Annotated in this window: 15 protein-coding genes, 3 tRNA genes, 3 rRNA genes and 1 pseudogene; 15 read left to right on the top strand and 7 right to left on the bottom strand. The window is 48.5% G+C overall.

Annotation, left to right across the window (positions count from 1 at the left end):
• Nucleotide 1: 1 nt before the first annotated feature.
• The gene (locus tag DBX26_RS14340; protein WP_065300323.1) at nt 2–1,192 is read right to left on the bottom strand and encodes a 3-phenylpropionate MFS transporter; all 1,191 of its coding nucleotides are present in this window, start codon (nt 1,190–1,192) and stop codon (nt 2–4) included.
• Nucleotides 1,193–1,423: 231 nt separating this feature from the next.
• Between DBX26_RS14340 and DBX26_RS14345 the strand changes: the two genes are divergently transcribed.
• The 15 genes and pseudogenes from DBX26_RS14345 to DBX26_RS14415 form a co-directional block, all read left to right on the top strand.
• Nucleotides 1,424–3,250: a DUF294 nucleotidyltransferase-like domain-containing protein gene (locus DBX26_RS14345; RefSeq protein ID WP_118119556.1), complete on the top strand. Its 1,827-nt coding sequence runs from the start codon at nt 1,424–1,426 to the stop codon at nt 3,248–3,250.
• Nucleotides 3,251–3,280: 30 nt separating this feature from the next.
• Nucleotides 3,281–3,910: a 3'-5' exonuclease gene (locus DBX26_RS14350; protein ID WP_118119558.1), complete on the top strand. Its 630-nt coding sequence runs from the start codon at nt 3,281–3,283 to the stop codon at nt 3,908–3,910.
• Nucleotides 3,911–4,203: 293 nt separating this feature from the next.
• The gene (gene acs / locus DBX26_RS14355; protein ID WP_014233258.1) at nt 4,204–6,153 is read left to right on the top strand and encodes an acetate--CoA ligase; all 1,950 of its coding nucleotides are present in this window, start codon (nt 4,204–4,206) and stop codon (nt 6,151–6,153) included.
• 304 nt (nt 6,154–6,457) lie between these two features.
• Nucleotides 6,458–6,907, top strand: a complete 450-nt coding sequence (gene aroQ, locus DBX26_RS14360; protein WP_014233259.1) for a type II 3-dehydroquinate dehydratase — start codon at nt 6,458–6,460, stop codon at nt 6,905–6,907.
• Between the two features lie 60 nt (nt 6,908–6,967).
• Nucleotides 6,968–7,444 carry an acetyl-CoA carboxylase biotin carboxyl carrier protein gene (gene accB, locus DBX26_RS14365; RefSeq protein ID WP_118119560.1) on the top strand — a complete coding sequence of 159 codons (477 nt, stop codon included), beginning with the start codon at nt 6,968–6,970 and terminating at the stop codon, nt 7,442–7,444.
• A gap of 14 nt (nt 7,445–7,458) precedes the next feature.
• The gene (accC, locus tag DBX26_RS14370) at nt 7,459–8,802 is read left to right on the top strand and encodes an acetyl-CoA carboxylase biotin carboxylase subunit (protein ID WP_014233261.1); all 1,344 of its coding nucleotides are present in this window, start codon (nt 7,459–7,461) and stop codon (nt 8,800–8,802) included.
• Nucleotides 8,803–9,197: 395 nt separating this feature from the next.
• Entirely contained in the window at nt 9,198–10,085 is an 888-nt protein-coding gene (gene prmA / locus DBX26_RS14375) for a 50S ribosomal protein L11 methyltransferase (RefSeq protein ID WP_020336225.1), read from the top strand.
• A gap of 139 nt (nt 10,086–10,224) precedes the next feature.
• Complete coding sequence (gene dusB, locus DBX26_RS14380) at nt 10,225–11,193, top strand: tRNA dihydrouridine synthase DusB (RefSeq protein ID WP_014233263.1); 969 nt, start codon at nt 10,225–10,227, stop codon at nt 11,191–11,193.
• A 23-nt stretch (nt 11,194–11,216) separates the two neighbouring features.
• Nucleotides 11,217–11,513, top strand: coding sequence for a DNA-binding transcriptional regulator Fis (fis, locus tag DBX26_RS14385; protein WP_000462885.1), 297 nt, complete (start codon nt 11,217–11,219; stop codon nt 11,511–11,513).
• 701 nt (nt 11,514–12,214) lie between these two features.
• A complete protein-coding gene (locus tag DBX26_RS14390) occupies nt 12,215–12,865 on the top strand; it encodes an SPOR domain-containing protein (protein ID WP_254063489.1) in 651 nt (216 codons plus the stop codon).
• A 177-nt stretch (nt 12,866–13,042) separates the two neighbouring features.
• Nucleotides 13,043–13,657, top strand: coding sequence for a DUF4402 domain-containing protein (locus tag DBX26_RS14395; RefSeq protein ID WP_118119564.1), 615 nt, complete (start codon nt 13,043–13,045; stop codon nt 13,655–13,657).
• A gap of 72 nt (nt 13,658–13,729) precedes the next feature.
• Complete coding sequence (locus tag DBX26_RS14400) at nt 13,730–14,197, top strand: DUF4402 domain-containing protein (protein WP_118119566.1); 468 nt, start codon at nt 13,730–13,732, stop codon at nt 14,195–14,197.
• A gap of 17 nt (nt 14,198–14,214) precedes the next feature.
• A complete protein-coding gene (locus tag DBX26_RS14405; protein ID WP_118119568.1) occupies nt 14,215–15,060 on the top strand; it encodes a molecular chaperone in 846 nt (281 codons plus the stop codon).
• A gap of 4 nt (nt 15,061–15,064) precedes the next feature.
• On the top strand, nt 15,065–18,019 hold the full coding sequence (locus tag DBX26_RS14410) for a collagen binding domain-containing protein (protein WP_254063491.1): 2,955 nt from the start codon (nt 15,065–15,067) through the stop codon (nt 18,017–18,019).
• A 114-nt stretch (nt 18,020–18,133) separates the two neighbouring features.
• Nucleotides 18,134–18,661, top strand: a pseudogene (locus DBX26_RS14415) (IS630 family transposase); the annotation flags it as partial.
• 126 nt (nt 18,662–18,787) lie between these two features.
• Here DBX26_RS14415 and DBX26_RS14420 read toward each other — a convergent pair.
• From DBX26_RS14420 to DBX26_RS14445, 6 genes are all read right to left on the bottom strand, one after another.
• Nucleotides 18,788–18,878, bottom strand: a tRNA-Ser gene (locus DBX26_RS14420).
• Between the two features lie 70 nt (nt 18,879–18,948).
• Nucleotides 18,949–19,064: ribosomal RNA gene (gene rrf / locus DBX26_RS14425) — 5S ribosomal RNA — on the bottom strand.
• Nucleotides 19,065–19,174: 110 nt separating this feature from the next.
• Nucleotides 19,175–22,064, bottom strand: a 23S ribosomal RNA gene (locus tag DBX26_RS14430).
• 276 nt (nt 22,065–22,340) lie between these two features.
• Nucleotides 22,341–22,416: transfer RNA gene (locus DBX26_RS14435), tRNA-Ala, on the bottom strand.
• Between the two features lie 45 nt (nt 22,417–22,461).
• Nucleotides 22,462–22,538 (bottom strand) — tRNA-Ile (locus tag DBX26_RS14440).
• Nucleotides 22,539–22,603: 65 nt separating this feature from the next.
• A 16S ribosomal RNA gene (locus DBX26_RS14445) occupies nt 22,604–24,156 on the bottom strand.
• The 16S, 23S and 5S rRNA genes sit together here with 3 tRNA genes alongside, the layout of an rRNA operon.
• Nucleotides 24,157–24,188 lie beyond the last annotated feature (32 nt).

A 24,188-nucleotide genomic window follows, 5' to 3' on the forward strand; every position in this document is an offset into this window, starting at 1 on the left:
TCTAATTCTGTGTTTCAAGTGTTTTATCCGACAGGTCAACAACATGCCTTGCTGGCTCTTGCGGATCCAGTTTAATGAACAGTGCAATCAATCCCATCACAGCCATTCCCCAGAACACAAACGCGCCCCAGTGTTCATAAGCCCAACCGCTAAGTACAGTCATCAGCGCAGTAAATGCCCCAAGCGCAACCGCGTTATATAGCGCCTGTAACGCAACCATTTTATTCTCTGAAGAGTTTTGGATGTATTGAATCGCAGCAATATGCGCAGCCGCAAACGTCACGCCATGTAGCAGCTGGACGATAACCAAAGCTAGAATTGACGTTGTGCCTGCCGTGATCCCCCAACGCAACATCACACCGCAAGCCGCAATCACAAACAGTGAACGCAGAGACCGACCAGCAAAGATGCGCTTGCTCAATGCAAACACAGCAACTTCTGCTGCCACCCCCAGACTCCAAAGGTAACCAATCACATCTTCAGAGTGACCAGCGGATTTCCAGTGGATCGCACTAAAGCCATAATACGCCGCATGGCTGCCCTGAATTAGCGACACAAGCACTAAAAACTTAAGGACAGATTTCTCGGTTAATAGTGCCGACAATTTAGGACGTTCAGCGTGCTGATCACTGAGCGTTACCGGCATTGGGTTAGTCATACGCATCGCAAACAACAAGGCGATCGTTAAACCCGCCATTGCGGTGTACAGAATCATATCCGCACCAAAACCTGCCACTAAGTAACCAACCACGGTAGAACCAGCGATAAACGCGATCGATCCCCATAAACGTGAACGCCCGTAGTCGAGCACTTTTAAACGCGCATAGTAATTGGCCATCGCATCAGAGAGCGGGATAATGGGGCCACAACATAAGTTAAATAGAATGGTAGCCAGCGCCATTAACCAAAAGTTACCGCCGGTAAAAAAATGGAATCCTACAAAAATAAGACCGGCGAAACTCAACCAACGTAATGCTGGCATCAAACGCTCCACTCTATGCACACGAGGAGTGATCACCAGATTCGCAACACAGCGAGTTGCCAAGCCTAAACCTACTAGCAAGCCAATATCAGTCGGCGTGACACCCTGCTCTTTAAACCACAATGACCAAAATGGCAGATAGACGCCATACGCAAAAAAGAATCCGAGAAAGTACTGGGAGATCCAGCCATACGGAGAAGGTTTTAGCATTATTATTTTCCTAAAATGGGAACACCAACGTTATGAGCGTGGATTATGGATCGCGAAACGGAGTAGAAAAAGGGAAGAATCGGCAACTTACCGTTTCCTCGATGGGATACAAACTTTTAAAAATCAAGAAAGCGTGGATTTTAACGCCCTGGATTTAGACCAAAGTCGTCTGGCTTATGGGAGGAAATTTGTCAGACTTAGAATGTGTTCCTCCCAATTTTAGGGTTTCTTATGCCTGATAAGTTTAATATGCAATCTCCCCCGTTCGATCGCCTGACCAGCAAGCAGCAAGCGCGACTGCGTTCGTCTCTCGACGTGGCATATTATCGAACTCGAGATGTGATTTTATCTTGTGGGCAAACCAACCCTCATTTGCATATTTTGATCAAAGGTGCCGTGGAAGAGCGCTCCAAAGACCAGAGCGAAGTTTTCGCTCACTATGCCAATGACGATATGTTTGATGTCCGTTCTTTGTTTGAAGAGAGTGTACGTCATCAGTATGTAGCGCTTGAGGATACGCTGTCCTATTTGCTGCCAAAAGAAGTGTTTCTTGAACTCTATAACGAGAATGGACAATTCGCAGCGTACTTCGATAACAACCTATCTAAACGACAGGCATTAATCGAAGCCGCGCAGCAACAGCAAAATCTGGCCGAGTTTATTCTGACTAAAGTCGATAAGAGCATTTACCATCCTCCGATGATTCTTAAGCCCGATATGCCTATCAATGAGGTAACAAAAACCTTAAAAGAAAATGGCATCGATGCCGCATTAGTTGAGCTCAACCCAGATGATGTACGCCTAGAAAAATGGCCTTCAGCGCATCCGTACGCCATTGTAACGCGAACGAACATGCTCCATTCCGTGATGCTCGATAGTTGCGCTGTCGATACACCTGTGGGCGAGATCGCCACCTTCCCGGTTTACCACGTTGATGAAGGCGACTTCCTGTTTAATGCCATGATTACGATGACGCGCCACCGGATGAAGCGCCTGATGGTCTGCGATGGTAATCAAGCCATTGGCATGTTGGATATGACTCAGATCCTCAGTGCATTCTCCACTCATTCGCACGTACTCACCCTCAGCATCGCCAGAGCCAGCAGTGTCGAAGAACTCGCTCTGGCGTCCAACAGACAACGCCAGTTGGTAGAGAGTCTGGTCAGAAACGGCATTCGCACCCGATTTATCATGGAATTGATATCTGCCGTTAATGAACAAATTATCGAGAAAGCGTTTGAATTAGTGGTGCCACCAGCACTCCACGACCACTGCTGCTTAATTGTTTTAGGCTCGGAAGGCCGAGGGGAACAGATCCTCAAGACCGACCAAGATAACGCGCTGATCATTAAAGACGGTTTAGAGTGGTCGCACAGTGAACAGGTGATGCAATCATTCACCCACACCCTGCAGCAACTGGGTTATCCGCTCTGTCCTGGCAAAGTGATGGTCAACAATCCTAAGTGGGTAAACTCTCAATCAGAGTGGATTCGAACCCTTGATAATTGGATTTCACAAGCGCAGCCAGAACAAATCATGGACTTAGCCATCTTCAGTGATGCGCAAGCCGTTGCTGGCAATCGAGAGTTACTCACTCCCGTCGCCAACCATCTCAGAGACACAATGAAAGATCGCATGTTGATCCTGTCCGACTTTACCCGTCCAGCGTTGCAGTTTTCTGTGCCTCTGACTCTGTTTGGCAACGTAAAAAGTGCCAAAGATGGCTTGGATATCAAACGCGGCGGTATTTTCCCGATAGTGCACGGCATCCGAACTCTGTCTCTCGAATATGCCATTGAAGAGAAAAATACCTTTGCCCGCATAGAAGCTTTAAGAAACAAACGAATTTTAGAGCCAGAAACAGCGGATAACTTAAACGAAGCACTCAAGTTGTTCTTTAAGCTTCGGCTCAATCAGCAACTTAACCAACAAGAGGCACAGAATAATATCGACCTCAAACAACTCGACAGAACAGAGCGCGACTTGCTGCGTCATAGCCTGCATGTCGTGAAAAAGTTTAAGCAGTTTTTAGGTTTCCACTATCAGATCCGTGATTAAGCCCGGTAAGTTGTAAAAGAGGTATCTGGGATGAATTGGCTACAACGAAAATATTGGCACTATAAACTGAAAGGCTCGCCTTATCAGTCGCTATTTTGTGCACCAGATAAAACCGAGCTGGTTTCTCTCGACTGCGAAACCACCAGCCTAGACCCGAATAGAGCAGAGCTGGTTACCATCGCAGCCACTAAAATCATTGATAACCGCATTATCACCAGCCAACCATTCGAAGTGCATTTGCGAGCGCCACAATCTCTCGATTCCGGCTCGGTAAAAATCCACAAAATTCGCCATCAGGATTTAGTCGACGGCATCAGCGAAAAGTATGCGCTATTGAAATTAATAGACTTTATCGGCAATCGTCCACTCGTCGGCTATCACATCCGTTACGACAAAAAAATCTTAGACCTCGCCTGTCAAAGACAACTGGGCTTCCCGCTGCCCAACCCTCTTATTGAAGTAAGCCAGATTTACCACGACAAACTGGAGCGACATCTACCGAACGCCTATTTCGACTTAAGTCTGGAGGCGATTTGCAAGCACCTTGAGCTGCCAATTCAAGATAAGCACGACGCTTTGCAAGATGCGATATCCGCAGCATTGGTATTTGTTCGTTTAACCAAAGGCGATTTACCGAGTCTCAGCGTGCCATACACATAATTCCTGTTGACCTGGCTCCCATAATTACTTTTATTTCAACCCTTTTTCGGTAGATCCCTCTCTATCATCCTAAAGTCTAATTGTGGAAATACGCGCTGTGACTGACAGTTATAAGCACAAGGTCAGTCTTGCGACGACCAACTGTTTAAAACAAATATCCGTTCTATTCTTTATGTTTTAGAAAATCATAATGTTGATAGAGCGGGTAAATACAACAGCCCGACAAAGTAAAGATTCAAAGTCTTATGTAGATTGTTGTAAGGCCGAGAAATAAAGGCACAAGGAGAGAAGCCATGAGCGAAGCCCACGTTTATCCGGTAAAAGAAAACATTAAAACTCATACACACGCGGATAATGAAACTTACCTAGCCATGTATCAGCAGTCGGTAACCGACCCAGAGGGCTTCTGGAACGAGCACGGCAAAATCGTTGATTGGATTAAACCTTTCACCCAAGTAAAAAGCACCTCTTTCGACACGGGTCACGTAGACATCCGCTGGTTTGAAGACGGCACACTTAACGTTTCAGCAAACTGTATTGACCGCCATCTAGCAGAACACGGCGACGACGTAGCAATCATCTGGGAAGGCGATGATCCTGCAGACGATAAAACGCTGACGTTCAATGAACTGCACAAAGAAGTATGTAAATTCTCAAACGCACTGAAAGATCAAGGCGTACGTAAAGGCGACGTAGTTTGTCTCTACATGCCAATGGTACCTGAAGCTGCAATCGCGATGCTGGCTTGTACACGCATCGGCGCAGTCCACACTGTGGTATTCGGCGGTTTCTCACCAGAAGCACTTTCTGGCCGTATCATTGACTCAGACGCTAAAGTTGTCATCACCGCTGACGAAGGCGTTCGTGGCGGACGTGCGGTTCCACTGAAAAAGAATGTTGATGAAGCACTGACTAACCCAGACGTGAAAACCATCAGCAAAGTGTTGGTTCTTAAACGTACTGGTGGCGATGTTGAATGGCATGATCACCGTGATGTTTGGTGGCATGAAGCAACCGCAAGTGTTTCTGACGTTTGCCCTCCAGAAGAGATGAAAGCCGAAGATCCACTTTTCATCCTTTACACCTCAGGCTCTACAGGTAAACCTAAAGGCGTACTGCATACCACTGGTGGCTACCTTGTTTATGCCGCAATGACATTTAAGTACGTCTTCGACTACCAGCCAGGCGAAACCTTCTGGTGTACTGCTGACGTGGGTTGGATTACTGGTCACACGTACCTTATCTACGGTCCACTAGCGAACGGCGCTAAAACCATCTTGTTTGAAGGTGTGCCAAACTACCCAAGCACAAGCCGTATGAGCGAGGTGGTTGATAAGCATCAAGTGAACATCCTTTACACTGCGCCAACTGCGATTCGTGCGCTAATGGCAAAAGGTAATGAAGCGGTTGAAGGCACGTCTCGTTCAAGCCTTCGCATCATGGGTTCGGTAGGTGAGCCAATCAACCCAGAAGCATGGGAGTGGTACTACAAGACCATCGGTAACGAAAATTCACCGATTGTCGATACTTGGTGGCAAACTGAAACAGGCGGCATCTTGATTGCTCCACTACCAGGCGCTACAGATCTAAAACCAGGTTCCGCGACCCGTCCATTCTTCGGCGTACAACCTGCGCTTGTCGATAACATGGGTAACATTATTGAAGGTGCAGCTGAAGGCAACCTTGTGATTCTTGATTCGTGGCCAGGTCAGATGCGTACGGTCTATGGTGACCATGAACGCTTCGAACAAACTTACTTCTCAACCTTCAAGGGCATGTACTTCACCAGTGATGGCGCTCGTCGTGACGAAGATGGTTACTACTGGATCACAGGCCGTGTGGATGACGTATTGAACGTTTCTGGACACCGTATGGGTACCGCAGAGATTGAATCTGCCCTAGTCGCGCACCACAAGATTGCAGAAGCAGCCATCGTAGGTATCCCGCACGACATCAAAGGTCAGGCTATCTATGCTTACATCACGCTAAACGATGGTGAATTCCCTTCAGCGGAACTGCACAAAGAAGTTAAAGACTGGGTGCGTAAAGAGATCGGTCCAATTGCAACACCAGATGTACTGCACTGGACGGATTCCCTACCGAAGACTCGCTCTGGTAAGATCATGCGTCGAATTCTGCGTAAGATTGCAACTGGTGATACGAGCAACCTGGGTGACACGTCAACGCTTGCAGACCCTAGCGTCGTAGACAAACTCATCGCTGAAAAAGCTGAGCTGGCGTAAGCTAACTAGCCAGTTTTAAACACATAACGAAAAACCGCCACTTTGATGGCGGTTTTTTTGCTTTGGGACGCAAGTTAGCCACACCCTTGATGTGGTCATTAGGTTATTTTTGTTAACTTGGTTGCAGAAAGAACATGAGCTATTGGGAGATTAGACCAGTAAATTGCTGCTAATTGCTATGAATTAGCTATAATCTTGGTCGATTTTTTAAATTTTGCTCGGTTTTAACAAAAAAATCGTGTTGAATTATCGTATATTTGGGAAAATAAACGTTCCACTCACGATAAGGGAAGATAGCAACATAATGTCTGCAAAGTCACGGATTCTTGTTCTAAACGGACCAAACCTTAACCTGTTAGGTCTGCGCGAACCGACACACTATGGTAATAACACCTTAGCACAGATTGTGAACACGCTAACGGAGCAAGCTCACAACGCAGGGGTGGAATTAGAACACCTACAATCAAATCGTGAGTACGAACTGATTGAAGCCATTCATGCCGCGCATGGCAAGATTGACTTCATCATCATCAATCCAGCTGCTTTCACTCATACCAGTGTAGCACTGCGAGATGCATTACTTGGCGTCGCCATCCCATTTATCGAAGTGCACCTATCAAACGTGCACGCACGTGAGCCGTTTCGCCATCACTCATACCTGTCAGATAAGGCAGAAGGGGTGATTTGCGGTCTAGGCGCACAAGGTTATGAATTTGCTCTGTCTGCCGTAATTAACAAACTTCAGACAAAGTAACCCTTACACTCTGCAATCCTACGGGGTTGTCTTAATCACAAGATAAAAGAGAAAGAAAAGATGGATATTCGTAAAATCAAAAAGCTAATCGAGTTAGTTGAAGAGTCTGGCATTGCTGAGCTAGAAATTTCAGAAGGTGAAGAATCAGTACGCATCAGTCGTCACGGCACTGCAGCTGCGCCAGCACCAGTTCACTACGCAGCAGCTCCAGTAGCAGCACCTGCGCCAGTAGCAGCACCTGCGCCAGTAGCAGCGGCTCCAGTAGCAGAAGCACCAGCAGCTGAAGCTCCAGCAGTACCTGCGGGTCACCAAGTTCTTTCTCCAATGGTTGGTACTTTCTACCGTTCTCCAAGCCCTGACTCGAAAGCATTCGTAGAAGTAGGCCAAAAAGTTAGCGCTGGCGATACTCTATGTATCGTTGAAGCAATGAAGATGATGAACCAAATCGAAGCGGACAAATCTGGCGTTGTTACAGCTATCCTTGTTGAAGACGGCCAACCAGTTGAATTCGACCAACCTCTAGTTGTAATCGAATAAGCGAGGCTTGCCTTATGCTAGACAAAGTAGTCATCGCGAACCGAGGTGAAATTGCACTTCGTATTCTTCGCGCTTGTAAAGAGTTAGGTATTAAGACCGTTGCTGTTCACTCAACAGCTGACCGCGATCTTAAGCACGTACTACTTGCAGATGAAACCGTATGTATCGGTCCTGCTCGTGGTATCGACAGCTACCTAAACATCCCACGTATCATTTCTGCAGCAGAAGTAACGGGTGCAGTAGCTATCCACCCTGGTTACGGCTTCTTGTCAGAAAACGCAGACTTCGCAGAGCAAGTTGAGCGTAGCGGCTTCATCTTTGTTGGTCCAAAAGCAGAAACTATCCGCTTGATGGGCGACAAAGTATCAGCGATCAACGCAATGAAGAAAGCTGGCGTTCCTTGTGTACCAGGTTCTGACGGTCCATTGGACAATGATGAAGATAAAAACAAAGCGTTTGCTAAACGCATTGGTTACCCAGTCATCATCAAAGCGTCAGGCGGCGGCGGCGGTCGTGGTATGCGTGTTGTACGTTCTGAAAAAGAACTAGTACAAGCTATTGCTATGACACGTGCAGAAGCGAAAGCAGCGTTCAACAACGACATGGTTTACATGGAGAAATTCCTGGAAAACCCTCGTCACGTTGAAGTTCAGGTTATTGCTGACGGCCAAGGCGGCGCTATCCACCTAGGTGAGCGTGACTGTTCAATGCAGCGTCGTCACCAGAAAGTTGTGGAAGAAGCACCAGCACCAGGTATCACTGAAGAAATGCGTAAGTACATCGGTGAGCGTTGTACTCGTGCATGTATCGAAATCGGTTACCGCGGTGCAGGTACGTTCGAATTCCTATACGAAAACGGTGAGTTCTACTTCATCGAAATGAACACTCGTATTCAGGTAGAGCACCCAGTAACAGAAATGGTTACAGGTATCGACCTAATCAAAGAGCAGCTACGTGTTGCAGCTGGCCAGCCTCTGTCATTCACTCAGGATGATATTAAGATCCGCGGCCATGCGATTGAGTGTCGTATCAACGCAGAAGACCCAGAGCGCTTCCTACCATCTCCAGGTAAGATTGAGCGTTTCCACTCTCCAGGTGGCATGGGCGTACGTTGGGAATCGCACATCTACACCGGTTACTCAGTACCACCTCATTACGATTCAATGATTGGTAAACTGATCACTTACGGTGAGAACCGTGATGTAGCGATTGCACGTATGAAGAACGCACTTGGTGAGATGATCATCGAAGGCATCAAAACTAACGTGCCTCTGCAAGTTTCAATTATGAATGATGAGAACTTCCAGCACGGTGGTGCCAACATTCATTACCTAGAGAAGAAACTAGGCCTGCAATAAGCCTTAGTTGAACTCCTAAAAAATGCCCACATCTGTGGGCATTTTTGTTTTGTATACTATCTATACCCAAATGACTTCAAGATGCCGGATTCAGAGCGTTGTCACTGATGCAAGTTCAAGGAAAATAATGCAGTGGAATAGCAAGCTCTTTCCAAGTTATTTGACGCAGAAATTGTGTCAGTGACACGCTCCCGAAGGGCGAGTTGTCTTGACTCACAGTCTTTGTTAACGATTTTTGATTTAGAACCACTAGATCTTCAAATCGTTGCCGCGTCTGAGAGCCAAGTCATTCTCGCTGAACCAAGCATCTCGAGGTTATTTGGGTATATACTCAAACAAATCGCAGAGTTCTGGTAAACTCTGCGCCACTTCATTTACTGTAAGAGCAAAAACCAATGCCTTGGATTCAAATCAAACTCAACGCGACCAATGAAAACGCTGAGCAAATCGGCGACATGCTAATGGAAGAGACTGGAGCGCTGTCTGTAACTTTCCTAGACGCGCAAGATACGCCTGTATTCGAACCTCTTCCTGGCGAAACTCGCTTATGGGGCGATACTGACATTCTGGCACTGTACGATGCAGAAGCCGATACCAACTTCATCATCGACCAAATCAAAGCAAGTAACATGCTTGCAGACAATTTTGCTTATAAAGTTGAACAGCTGGAAGACAAAGACTGGGAACGTGAGTGGATGGAAAACTTCCACCCAATGAAATTTGGTGAGCGCCTATGGATTTGTCCTAGCTGGCGTGACGTTCCTGAGCCAGACGCAGTAAACGTTATGCTTGATCCTGGCCTCGCATTCGGTACGGGTACTCACCCAACGACAGCGCTTTGTCTGGAATGGCTAGAAGGTCTGGACCTGACGGGTAAGACAGTTATCGACTTCGGCTGTGGCTCTGGCATTCTTGCGATCGCTGCGATCAAACTAGGCGCAGAGAAAGTCATCGGGATCGACATTGATCCTCAAGCTCTACAAGCCTCTCGCGACAACGCAGAGCGTAACGGCGTTGCCGATCAACTTGAAGTTTACCTACCTCAAAATCAACCTGAAGGCCTAATCGCTGACGTGGTGGTTGCCAATATTCTTGCAGGTCCTCTGCGCGAACTTGCTCCTATCATTAAAGGTCTGGTGAAGCCAAATGGTGACCTTGCGATGTCGGGCGTTTTAGATACCCAAGCAGAAGATGTCGCTAACTACTATCGTGATGAGCTTCACATAGATCCTATCGTTGAGCAAAAAGAGTGGTGTCGCATCTCTGGTCGTAAGCAAGGCTAGACAAGGATTTGACGGCTAATTGTTTGAAATTCATACAATTTACAAAAACAATTTGTAAATGCTCAAATATTAGTCTTTTCACGCAGTAAAAAAATGCGTAAAATGCGCGCCCTTGCTGGTACAGAACTGTGATGACGTTTTGAGAATCGGAAACTATCAACTTAAGAACAATCTAATCGTAGCCCCTATGGCTGGTGTAACGGATAGACCGTTTCGCGAGTTGTGTCTTCGTTATGGTGCGGGAATGGCCGTCAGTGAAATGATGTCTGCCAACCCAAAGCTATGGAAAACGTCGAAGTCGAAACAGCGCATGGTGCATGAAGGCGAATCGGGCATTCGCTCTGTACAGATTGCCGGTTCCGATCCACAGCTTATGGCGGATGCAGCTCAATTTAGTGTTGAAAACGGTGCGCAAATCATCGACATCAACATGGGTTGCCCAGCAAAGAAAGTGAATAAGAAGCTAGCGGGCTCTGCACTGCTTCAGTACCCAAACATTATCGAAGAGATTTTGAAAGCGGTAGTGAATGCTGTTGACGTTCCTGTAACGTTGAAGACCCGAACTGGCTGGGATACAGAAAACAAAAACTGTCTCCAAATCGCTAAATTAGCCGAAGACTGCGGCATACAGGCTCTTGCACTACACGGTAGAACAAAAGCATGTATGTACAAAGGTGAGGCCGAATACGACAGCATTAAAGCGGTAAAAGAGGCTATTTCAATTCCGGTTATCGCGAACGGTGATATCGATAGCCCGGAGAAAGCCAAATTTGTACTGGAGTACACCGGTGCGGACGCTTTAATGATTGGACGCCCTGCCCAAGGTCGTCCTTGGATTTTCCAGGAAATCCATCACTATTTGGAAAACGGCACCACGATGGATGAGCTTCCTGTAGAGGAAGTGAAAACCATTATGCTTGGCCATGTGAATGCTCTGCATGAATTTTATGGAGAGTACTTAGGCCCACGTATCGCGCGTAAGCACGTTGGTTGGTACCTAAAAGAGCATGAGCAAGCGAGTGAGTTTCGCCGTACCTTCAACGCTATCGATGCAGCCCCGCTGCAAATAGAGGCGTTAGAAGGTTATTTTGATAACGTTGCATCATAATTAAGAGAAGAGCTAGACCGAATATGTTCGAACAAAATCTGACTTCAGAAGCATTAACAGTAACTACAGTAACGTCACAAGACCAGATTACTCAAAAGCCTTTACGTGACTCTGTTAAAGCATCTCTTAAAAACTACCTTGCTCAACTAAACGGCCAGGAAGTAACAGAGCTATACGAATTAGTTCTAGCTGAAGTTGAACAGCCACTACTAGATACCATCATGCAGTACACTCGCGGTAACCAAACTCGCGCAGCAACTATGATGGGTATCAACCGCGGTACTCTTCGCAAGAAACTTAAAAAATACGGCATGAACTAAGACCGTAATTAAAAATTGTTATAGAACAAGCCGCTACCTTTTTGGGTCGCGGCTTTTCTTTATCTGCCAGATAGAAACATTTCATATTCTCCTCTCAGGCGTGAATAGCCTCGAGATACAGAAGCTCTCGATAACGAGCACTTAAAAATAAAGACTCAACTCTTCCAAAGCCATCATGCTATTTATGTTGGCCATTCAATGCCCCTCCCCAACTGTGCTTAATAGCAAGTTCACTCATGCGACTAGCCTGCCCTTGCTCATTTCAAAGAGCGACACTCACGCCCCCAAATAGCCAAGTTTCTTAATGTGAGCGTGCCCAGTCTGTCCCAGCAAAGGTATTGCACGTGCTATTCCAGCTAGCCATTTAATGTACTGTTGTTTCTACCCATCGGAGAGCAAATATCACACTTTCCTCATAGAAAAGAACGTTGTAGGAAAACAGTCATAAGTTGCTTGGCATAGCAAGCTCAGAGAGAAGCTCTTGCTTGACTGTTCTTTTAACCCCATCGCGTAATCTTGTTCTTAGCTATTGATTAGTTTTACCCCCTTGATTAAACTCCGCATCATATTATAAATATCAATAAGTTGTCTTCTAGGTATAATTCGTGCGAATAATTAAGGCATCCAATAATAAGCTTACAAGGCAAGGTTGTCGGTCGAATACAGTTCAAGGTCCATATACAAGCACAGCGATATCAAAGTTGTTAGTCGTTGGCTGTTGTCTATTACTGGCTTCCTGTGCAACCAGTAAACCCACAAACACATCTGAGTACCAGGCTATTCAAGCACAAGTCGAAGAGTTGAGAGATCGTCTTGATCAACAAAATACGGAGTGGGAGCAATACCGCCCAGGCATTAACCGGTTGGCCGCGTTGGAGTCGGACTTTAAAAATCTGATTGGCCAGTTGGATAAAATGGCTTCCTCTACTCCTAAGCCAGCACCAAATAAGATCCTCCCTGAAGTAAAAGATCATAAGTTGATGGCAGTGGCCGATGCAGGCAATAAAGCCATCAAGGCTTCAGCTAAGAAAGAGAAAGACGCTCAGCCTAAAACCCAACAATATGCATTACAAGTTGGCACCTATAGATGGCTTCAATATATCGAGTCAAATAAAAGGAAACTGGTGAAGAAGTCGCCTGAACTTCTGTCAGACAAACGCTTTTATCTAACACCCGTTTATATCGGGCCAAAAAAGGAGAGGCTTTATCGTCTACTTGCCGGCCCTGTAAAGGATAAGGTGACAGCACAAGCATTGTGTCGGCAACTTAAGACCGACGGGCTGGACTGTATGGTGAGGCCGCTGACCGGCAAGCCTTTGTCCGATGAACAGAATATCGCTTATATGAAGTAAATCAACCAGCGTAAGTATGTGCTGACAGTAAGGTTAAAGGATAGCCCTGCCCCCTGCTTTTAGTGGCCGTGCTTAAACAATACGCCCACGTCTATTGGTTTAGTAAGTTCTCTTGATTGAATAATCTAACGGTGGCACTGAGCCGCCCGCTTATCTTGAAAACAAAAGGAGTTAACATTGAAAAATAACAAAAAACTGGCTTATGCAGCACTGGCAGTATTTGCGAGCTCTGCCTACGCAGAGGGCGTAGCACCTGAGTTTAACGGCAAGGGGACAGCATCGGTCGAGGTCAAAAATACCCTGGATATCGTCGAAACGACTTCATTAAACTTCGGCACCATCGCGGCAGTAGCTGGTAGCGATGATACAAATGCCGCCACACTGGTATTAGATCCCAGCACCGGTGAGGTGACAGCAAAAGCTACTGCTGATTCCGGCAGCATAACCCCAATTGACAAAACCAATGTATCGCCAGGTACCTTTACGGTGAGCAACGCGGCTAGGTATACCAACCTGAATATCACGTTGCCGAAAGATGCAGATACTATCGAGTTGAAAATGGAAAACGCAGCGCCGGAATCACTGAAGTTTACCCTAGGTAAATTTACAGCTTATGCCAATGATAAAGCGGTTGAATTAGATGCTACTACTGGTGCAGGAAAAGCCAGAACAGATGAGAACGGCAACCTGGTATTACTGGTAGGTGCAACCTTGAACACCCAAAAAGGGGGAGATGCTTCTTATGACGATGCTGTATACAGCGGTACATATGACGTGACCATTAAATACTAAAGCAAAGGAGCGAGCCGGCTTACCGGCTTGCCTCTGTTAAATTAACCAGTTCAATAGTTTATTGGAAAAGTCATGCGTAACCACTTGTTATCGTTGCTGGCAATATGCCTGCTCGCCGGGGGAGCCTGGGCTGGGGAGATCACTCAGGTTAAGCCGCTTGACTTCGGGGTTATTGCACTGCGCAACAACGACAATATCTATAACTACCAGATTAACCCGGACGGCTCGCGAAAGTATGACACCAATATCGTGGTTATTGAGCAAGGTCACCCGGCCGAGTTTCTGCTTTCCGGTTTTCAGGCAGGCAGTTACCTGCATATCACGACCAGCCTGCCGGAGGGTGCCAATAGCCTGAGCCACGGCGGCAACGCTGGTAGCCGCTTCACCATTAAGCAACTAAACGTCAAGCCCTGGGTCAGAACAAACACTAAGGGCGAGGCGCGGGTATGGGTTGGCGCTACCCTGGCCACCTCAGGTACAGGCTACTACCTGGACGCCAAATACACTAATCCCCATATAACTCTACATATCACCCATTAATAAAGTTTAGGAATTCCATGCTGTTGATAATTAGCAGAAAAACCCTGTCCCTGCTCGCCACCTTGCTGCTGCCAGTTTTACTTGCCAGCAACGCCAGCGCCAGCCTTTTGATCTCGCCGACCCGATTAAGCTTTGCCGAGAGAGAACGCAGTTCTAAGGTCTTTTTGATGAATACCAGCAGCGAGACCAAGACCTACCGACTGGAGTTTCAGCAGCAAAAGCAATTACCCGACGGCCGCTACCAGGCTCTGAACGAGGAAGAGTTAGCCAGCTTTAATATTGCCAGCAGCATGCTCAGATTTAGCCCCAGACAGGTAACGCTCGGCCCAGGCGAGCGCCAGCAGGTTCGCATCGCGGTGCGCCGCCCTAAGGATCTTGCACCCGGGGAGTATCGCTCCCACCTGCTGCTTGCCGCTCTGCCCGGTAATAAGGAACGCAAGCAAACCGAGGGCGTGGGTATTCAGTTAAACTTGAGGCTGAGCTTTTCCATTCCGGTGATCATACGTGCCGGCGGCCTGGACGCTGCTGCGGAGTTTGGCCCGGTGGATCTCTATAGGGATGCCAGCAGCGCCAAGCCAGATGGGTTAACCTTTGCCCTTAACCGATCAGGTCTGCACAGCACCTTCGGTAGTCTGAAAGCCTTCTGGCGCCCGCATGACGGCGGCGAAGAGCGCCATGTGGCTACCCTTAACAACGTTGCAGTTTTCCATGAAAACAAACAACGCGTGATTAGTCTGCCCTTTCACGATCCCATTGCGCAGGACGGCACGCTGCGTCTGATTTATGAGGGAGACGACGAGTTCGGAGGCCGAGTTCTGGCAGAGCAACAACTGACCATCAGCGACTACCAATTAGCACCTTAACTTTATGTCCCTGTACCATCCGTGTAAGTGGCTGCTGCTGGGCTTGCTTTGGCCTGTCTGCACGCCCGCTATTGCCCAGTCAGAACTGTTTGAGTTGATCCGAACGATCAACCACAAATATCAGGAACCAGATTTTGGACTGATGCCTGCCGACGCTCCAACGACAGATGATGGCCGGGGCATCGCCGATGGTGAAGAGCTGATACTGGAGGTGCGCATCGACGATCTGGTGATCGGCGATCTGTTTGCCATCAAGCATAAAGATAGCGCCCTTATCGCCTTTGGCCAATTTATCGATCTTTTAGATTTCGCCATTGAGCTGGACAGCGAAACATCAGCGGCCGCTGGCTGGTATATCAATGAGGGCCAGAGCTTTAGCCTGAACCTGCCCGAAAAGGATGGTGAGCAAACTGCCGCCGACAGTCAGGCTAAAGCCGAGGCAAACGGGGTTACCTACCATCTGCCGGCCTCACACTTTCAGATCCTGCCGGACGACCTCTATATTCATGCCGACGATCTCGACCGCTGGTTTAATATCAAAATGACATTTGACTTCGGTGCTATGATGTTGGTGCTTGAACCAGAGCAACCCCTGCCGATCCAGGCAGCTCTGACGCGCAAACAGAGACAAAAAAGCAGGACAAAAACAACCAGCACCAAGCCGGCTTTACCACTGCGCAAAAGCGGTCACGAACTGTTGTCCGCACCCCTGTTGGATATCAGCACCAACGCCACCTATTCAGGAAAAGATGTCAACTTCGGCTATTCTACTTTGGGTCGCCATGATTTGGGCTTTTTTAGCAGTCAGTATTACCTTGGCGGCGGCTCGGAAAATGAACTGGACTATGCGCGCCTGACGTTGGAAAAAACCTCGCTGGAGGGCGGCCTATTGGGTCCCGTAAACGCTACCCAATACCGCTTTGGCGATGTTGTACCAGTAGCCGGTGCCAGCGGCCAGGAACGGGGAATGAGTTTTAGCAACAGGCCGTTGACGGGCAATACCGAGTTAGACACTCTGGATTTGCAGGGAGATATTCAGCCCGGCTGGGATGTGGAGCTTTACCGTAATGATGTACTGATAAATGCGCTGACCGCCGGGCCAGATGGTCGCTATGTGTTTAACGATATCGAGCTGCTCTACGGCAACAACACCCTTAGACTGATCTTTTACGGCCCGCAAGGCCAGATCCGGGAAAAGACCAAGCAGGTGCTAGTAGACAGCCGCACGGTAGAAAAGCAGCACTATTTCGATCTCTCCCTTACCCAGCCCGGCAGTCTCTTTCTCAACGAGCCAGCCGCCAATACTGCTGACTGGCATCTGGCTGGCAAGTATAGCAAAAGCCTTAGCGACAAATTGTTGTTAGATGCAACCATTTCCAAGGTGGAAAGACATAACGCAGCTTACTCTTTAGACGCTAGTTTTTCCCTGTTTGACCGCCTGCTGATGCAGGCCGGAGTTGACAACAACGGTGCCTACCGGATGGGGGGGAAAACCTTTTTGGGCAAACATGCACTGAATTTCTCGCACAATGCTGATGATGGTAAGTTTAATGACAATGTGACGCTGGCAGGCTCGCTTTTCCAGGGCCGGCAGACTGCGCTCAACTATGAGCAGGGGTTTAGCCGCCGCTATGGCGATATCGACCAACCGAGCTTTTCGCTACAAAACCGTCTCAGCCTCTACCGGCCGTCCTTTTACCTGAGCAACAGCTTTACTTATCAAAGAACCGAGCCTGAGGTGGGTGAGGCAGAGGACTGGCAAAGCGGCAGCGCTTTGTTGCGTAAGCGCTTTTCAGCATTCACCTGGGAGCTAGGGGCTGACTATAGCCTGTCGCCCGAAGCCGAGCTAACCCAGCTGGATACCGAGTTCAGCCGCGCCCTCAGCTCCTCCCTTAACAGCGAGTTTGGCATTAACTACTGGCCCCAAACCGAAAGGTATAAAGCGGATATGAGGTTGAACTGGAAAGCCGATACATTTTATCTGAGCTCTACCCTCTCCTACGATGATCGCGGCGAATGGTTTCTGGGCCTGAACACCCTACTTAGCCTGGGCTGGGATCCTCAGGAAAGTGACCTTTATATAGACCGCCGCCGCCTGGCGCAAAACGGTGCCATCAGTGTGCGCGTATTTCAGGACTTGAACCTAAACGGCCGCTACGACCAAGATGAGCCGCCAGTGGTGGGTGCCAAGGTAAAAGGCACCCAGGTATACCGCAGAGCTTCTACTAATGACAAGGGGATTGCTTTTTTGCGTGGCCTGCCCGCTTATCGCACCACGGATATTGAACTAGAGATAGGAAGTCTGGAGGACCCCTACTGGATGCCCAGTCGCCCCGGAATCTCGATTACACCCAGACCGGGGTTGGTGGAGACCCTGGATATACCTGTGGTCACCACTGGTGAAATCGAAGGCATGGTCTACCTAGAGGATGGTCATGGCGGTGAGAAGCCGGTGGCCTATGCCCCCCTTGTGCTGCTGGATGAACAGGACCAAGTGGTACAAAGAGGGGAGAGTGAATATGATGGCTTCTACCTCTTTATGAATGTGTTGCCGGGTAAGTTCCGGGTGGAGATCGATAAGCAGTATATCGAGGATAAGAAACTGTATCCGCTTGCGGCCGTCGAGGTAACGATAAATGGTGATGGCGATGTGTTGCGCGGCAACAATTTCAGTCTTGCTGCCCTGAGCTTCCAGCCAGCGTTTCTGGTTTCATTGGGTGAGTTTAGCTCGGAAACAACCATGAAGGCCTACTGGCATCTGCTCTACCGTTCGCACGCCAATATATTGCCGCAGGCATCTTATTCTAAGGTGGCTAGGGAAGGCAGCGAGCACCTCAGGTTACAACTGGGCACCTACCTGAACAGAGCACAGGCCCAGTCCCAATGCACCCGCCTGCAGGAGCAAGGCATCAACTGCCGGGTTACTACCACAGAGCTCCTATTAGAAAAAAGCTCTTAGCATCGAACACAAATACGCATGAACCCATCCATGGGGATTCGATTTGCCATCCATGGCAAATCGAGTTTGTTTATCGAACCCTGCTCCCTGACCAGTTAATTTTCCGGATTGGTATTAGAGTGTGTCGATGTCTGGTTTCAGGACGAAGCCAGATTTGGGCAACAAAACACGACCACACGTTTATGGGCTGAAAAAGGAACTCGACCAAGAGCAGTGAAGCAACAACAATTTGAGTATGCCTATCTGTTCGGTTCCGTTTATCCCAGCAAAGGAATTGGTGAGGCTATCGTTGTCCCTTGGGTTAGTAAAGACATCATGATAGAGAACTTAAAACAAATATCGGCAGTCACAGAGAAGGGGCGTCACGCCGTCGTTGTTATGGATGGAGCAGGATGGCATACAGAAGACATAACCAATGACTTTAAGAATGTCAGTGTCATCAAACTTCCACTCTATTCTCCAGAGCTAAACCCTATCGAACAAGTATGGAGTTGGTTAAGGCAACGCTATTTAGCCAACCAATCTTATACTGATTACGACGATATCATCTCCAAAGTCTGCGATGCATGGAATCGTTTTTTGGATAGCTCCAAAAGAGTCACCAAAATGTGCTCGAGAAGATGGATAGACCTGACAAGTTAATTTTCCAGATGGGTATAAGGGCTTGTTGAAGTTGCCTGAACTCGTCGACTGTCTTCAACGCATGAAGACATTTTTCAGGACAGAAATGAAAAAAGCCTCGCTATTTCTAGCGAGGCTTCTTAATAGTGGCGGAGAGATAGGGATTTGAACCCTAGATACGCTATTAACGTATGCCGGTTTTCAAGACCGGTGCTTTCAACCACTCAGCCATCTCTCCACAAATTGTCATCTTCAGATTAGTACACTGATGATGTTGTTACATGTTTCCACAGGTAACGATATTTAAAGCCTGGCGATGTCCTACTCTCACATGGGGAAACCCCACACTACCATCGGCGCTATTTCGTTTCACTTCTGAGTTCGGAATGGAATCAGGTGGGTCCAAAACGCTATGGTCGCCAAGCAAATTCTTACTCTCTATTTCTAGAGAAAACTTGGAAAGCTGTTTTTAATTCTCGTTTTTACACATTCAACGTTCTTACATTGAGTCCATCAAAACCCCTTGGGTGTTGTATGGTTAAGCCTCACGGGCAATTAGTACAGGTTAGCTCAACGCCTCACAACGCTTACACACCCTGCCTATCAACGTCGTAGTCTACGACAACCCTTTAGGATACTTAAAGTATCAGGGAGAACTCATCTCAAGGCTCGCTTCCCGCTTAGATGCTTTCAGCGGTTATCGATCCCGAACTTAGCTACCGGGCAATGCGTCTGGCGACACAACCCGAACACCAGAGGTTCGTCCACTCCGGTCCTCTCGTACTAGGAGCAGCCCCTTTCAATTCTCCAACGCCCACGGCAGATAGGGACCGAACTGTCTCACGACGTTCTAAACCCAGCTCGCGTACCACTTTAAATGGCGAACAGCCATACCCTTGGGACCGACTTCAGCCCCAGGATGTGATGAGCCGACATCGAGGTGCCAAACACCGCCGTCGATATGAACTCTTGGGCGGTATCAGCCTGTTATCCCCGGAGTACCTTTTATCCGTTGAGCGATGGCCCTTCCATTCAGAACCACCGGATCACTATGACCTGCTTTCGCACCTGCTCGAATTGTCATTCTCGCAGTCAAGCGGGCTTATGCCATTGCACTAACCTCACGATGTCCAACCGTGATTAGCCCACCTTCGTGCTCCTCCGTTACGCTTTGGGAGGAGACCGCCCCAGTCAAACTACCCACCAGGCACTGTCCGCAACCCCGATAAGGGGTCGACGTTAGAACATCAACACTACAAGGGTGGTATTTCAAGGACGGCTCCACGAATACTGGCGTACTCGTTTCAAAGCCTCCCACCTATCCTACACATGTAGGGTCAATGTTCAGTGCCAAGCTGTAGTAAAGGTTCACGGGGTCTTTCCGTCTAGCCGCGGGTACACTGCATCTTCACAGCGATTTCAATTTCACTGAGTCTCGGGTGGAGACAGCGTGGCCATCATTACGCCATTCGTGCAGGTCGGAACTTACCCGACAAGGAATTTCGCTACCTTAGGACCGTTATAGTTACGGCCGCCGTTTACCGGGGCTTCGATCAAGAGCTTCGACCGAAGTCTAACCCCATCAATTAACCTTCCGGCACCGGGCAGGCGTCACACCGTATACGTCATCTTACGATTTTGCACAGTGCTGTGTTTTTAATAAACAGTTGCAGCCACCTGGTATCTGCGACTCTCAATAGCTCCATCCGCGAGGGACTTCACCGTCGAGAGCGTACCTTCTCCCGAAGTTACGGTACCATTTTGCCTAGTTCCTTCACCCGAGTTCTCTCAAGCGCCTTGGTATTCTCTACCCGACCACCTGTGTCGGTTTGGGGTACGATTCCTTACAATCTGAAGCTTAGAGGCTTTTCCTGGAAGCATGGCATCAATGACTTCACTACCGTAGTAGCTCGACGTCGTGTCTCAGCCTTAAAGAGAGCCGGATTTACCTAACTCTCAAGCCTACGCACTTGAACCTGGACAACCGTCGCCAGGCCCACCTAGCCTTCTCCGTCCCCCATCGCAATTGTAAGAAGTACGGGAATATTAACCCGTTTCCCATCGACTACGCCTTTCGGCCTCGCCTTAGGGGTCGACTTACCCTGCCCCGATTAACGTTGGACAGGAACCCTTGGTCTTCCGGCGAGGAGGTTTTTCACCCCCTTTATCGTTACTCATGTCAGCATTCGCACTTCTGATACGTCCAGCATGCGTTACCACACACCTTCAACCGCTTACAGAACGCTCCCCTACCCAATATACAAAAGTATATTGCCGCAGCTTCGGTTTACTACTTAGCCCCGTTACATCTTCCGCGCAGGCCGACTCGACCAGTGAGCTATTACGCTTTCTTTAAATGATGGCTGCTTCTAAGCCAACATCCTGGCTGTCTGAGCCTTCCCACATCGTTTCCCACTTAGTAGTAATTTGGGACCTTAGCTGGCGGTCTGGGTTGTTTCCCTCTCCACGACGGACGTTAGCACCCGCCGTGTGTCTCCCGGATAGTACTTACTGGTATTCGGAGTTTGCAAAGGGTTGGTAAGTCGGGATGACCCCCTAGCCTTAACAGTGCTCTACCCCCAGTAGTATTCGTCCGAGGCGCTACCTAAATAGCTTTCGGGGAGAACCAGCTATCTCCAGGTTTGATTGGCCTTTCACCCCTAGCCACAAGTCATCCGCTAATTTTTCAACATTAGTCGGTTCGGTCCTCCAGTTGATGTTACTCAACCTTCAACCTGCCCATGGCTAGATCACCTGGTTTCGGGTCTATATCCAGAGACTGAACGCCCAGTTAAGACTCGGTTTCCCTACGGCTCCCCTAGATGGTTAACCTTGCCACTGAATATAAGTCGCTGACCCATTATACAAAAGGTACGCAGTCACAGGACAACGCCTGCTCCTACTGCTTGTACGTACACGGTTTCAGGTTCTATTTCACTCCCCTCACAGGGGTTCTTTTCGCCTTTCCCTCACGGTACTGGTTCACTATCGGTCAGTCAGTAGTATTTAGCCTTGGAGGATGGTCCCCCCATATTCAGACAGGATATCACGTGTCCCGCCCTACTCGATTTCACTGAACACACATCGTCAACTACGGGACTATCACCCTGTATCGTCGGCCTTTCCAGACCGTTCGTCTAACGTGTGTAAAGCTTAAGGGCTAGTCCAATTTCGCTCGCCGCTACTTTCGGAATCTCGGTTGATTTCTTTTCCTCGGGGTACTTAGATGTTTCAGTTCCCCCGGTTCGCCTCCTGTTGCTATGTATTCACAACAGGATACTTACTTATGTAAGTGGGTTTCCCCATTCGGAAATCCCAGACTCAAGTGGCTTTTACTGCCTAATCTGGGCTTATCGCAAGTTAATACGTCCTTCATCGCCTCTGACTGCCAAGGCATCCACCGTGTACGCTTAGTCACTTAACCATACAACCCGAAGGAGTTTCGAATTGAAGTTAAACAACCAAAGTTGCTGTCTCATTGTTTGAATGAGCGAGACAGCTTTCGATTTTGCCGGACTCAAATTCCAAGAACACTTGAATGTGTTTTTAGTTGTATTCAATTAAGAATACTTTGAGAACTTTACAATCAAACTTAAAAAGTTTGATTTGTCAGCTTTCCAAATTGTTAAAGAGCTAGATTCATTTAAGAACCATTTTTAAACACACTCGGCTTTCTATTTAAAGAAAGTATGCTTAAAGATGGTGGAGCTAAGCAGGATCGAACTGCTGACCTCCTGCGTGCAAGGCAGGCGCTCTCCCAGCTGAGCTATAGCCCCATCAAGGTGTGTCGATACTGTATGCCAATTCCTTGGGAAGGGAATTGGTGGGTCTGAGTGGACTCGAACCACCGACCTCTCGCTTATCAGGCGAACGCTCTAACCACCTGAGCTACAGACCCAGTATCGTCTCTTTTACATAAACCGTATCAATCTGTGTGGACACTCATCGTGAGTAATCATCGTATAAGGAGGTGATCCAGCGCCAGGTTCCCCTAGCGCTACCTTGTTACGACTTCACCCCAGTCATGAACCACAAAGTGGTAAGCGTCCCCCCGAAGGTTAAACTACCTACTTCTTTTGCAGCCCACTCCCATGGTGTGACGGGCGGTGTGTACAAGGCCCGGGAACGTATTCACCGTGGCATTCTGATCCACGATTACTAGCGATTCCGACTTCATGGAGTCGAGTTGCAGACTCCAATCCGGACTACGACGCACTTTTTGGGATTCGCTCACTTTCGCAAGTTGGCCGCCCTCTGTATGCGCCATTGTAGCACGTGTGTAGCCCTACTCGTAAGGGCCATGATGACTTGACGTCGTCCCCACCTTCCTCCGGTTTATCACCGGCAGTCTCCCTGGAGTTCCCGACATTACTCGCTGGCAAACAAGGATAAGGGTTGCGCTCGTTGCGGGACTTAACCCAACATTTCACAACACGAGCTGACGACAGCCATGCAGCACCTGTCTCAGAGTTCCCGAAGGCACCAATTCATCTCTGAAAAGTTCTCTGGATGTCAAGAGTAGGTAAGGTTCTTCGCGTTGCATCGAATTAAACCACATGCTCCACCGCTTGTGCGGGCCCCCGTCAATTCATTTGAGTTTTAATCTTGCGACCGTACTCCCCAGGCGGTCTACTTAACGCGTTAGCTCCGAAAGCCACGGCTCAAGGCCACAACCTCCAAGTAGACATCGTTTACGGCGTGGACTACCAGGGTATCTAATCCTGTTTGCTCCCCACGCTTTCGCATCTGAGTGTCAGTATCTGTCCAGGGGGCCGCCTTCGCCACCGGTATTCCTTCAGATCTCTACGCATTTCACCGCTACACCTGAAATTCTACCCCCCTCTACAGTACTCTAGTCTGCCAGTTTCAAATGCTATTCCGAGGTTGAGCCCCGGGCTTTCACATCTGACTTAACAAACCACCTGCATGCGCTTTACGCCCAGTAATTCCGATTAACGCTCGCACCCTCCGTATTACCGCGGCTGCTGGCACGGAGTTAGCCGGTGCTTCTTCTGTCGCTAACGTCAAATCTATACGCTATTAACGCATAAACCTTCCTCACGACTGAAAGTGCTTTACAACCCGAAGGCCTTCTTCACACACGCGGCATGGCTGCATCAGGCTTGCGCCCATTGTGCAATATTCCCCACTGCTGCCTCCCGTAGGAGTCTGGACCGTGTCTCAGTTCCAGTGTGGCTGATCATCCTCTCAGACCAGCTAGGGATCGTCGCCTTGGTGAGCCCTTACCTCACCAACTAGCTAATCCCACCTAGGCATATCCTGACGCGAGAGGCCCGAAGGTCCCCCTCTTTGGCCCGTAGGCATCATGCGGTATTAGCCATCGTTTCCAATGGTTATCCCCCACATCAGGGCAATTTCCTAGGCATTACTCACCCGTCCGCCGCTCGACGCCGTTAACGTCCCCCGAAGGTTCAGTTAACTCGTTTCCGCTCGACTTGCATGTGTTAGGCCTGCCGCCAGCGTTCAATCTGAGCCATGATCAAACTCTTCAATTTAAGATTTTGTTCGGCTCAATGAATACTGACTT

The organism is Vibrio sp. dhg (assembly GCF_003443775.1).
Classification (GTDB): Bacteria; Pseudomonadota; Gammaproteobacteria; order Enterobacterales; family Vibrionaceae; genus Vibrio; species Vibrio natriegens.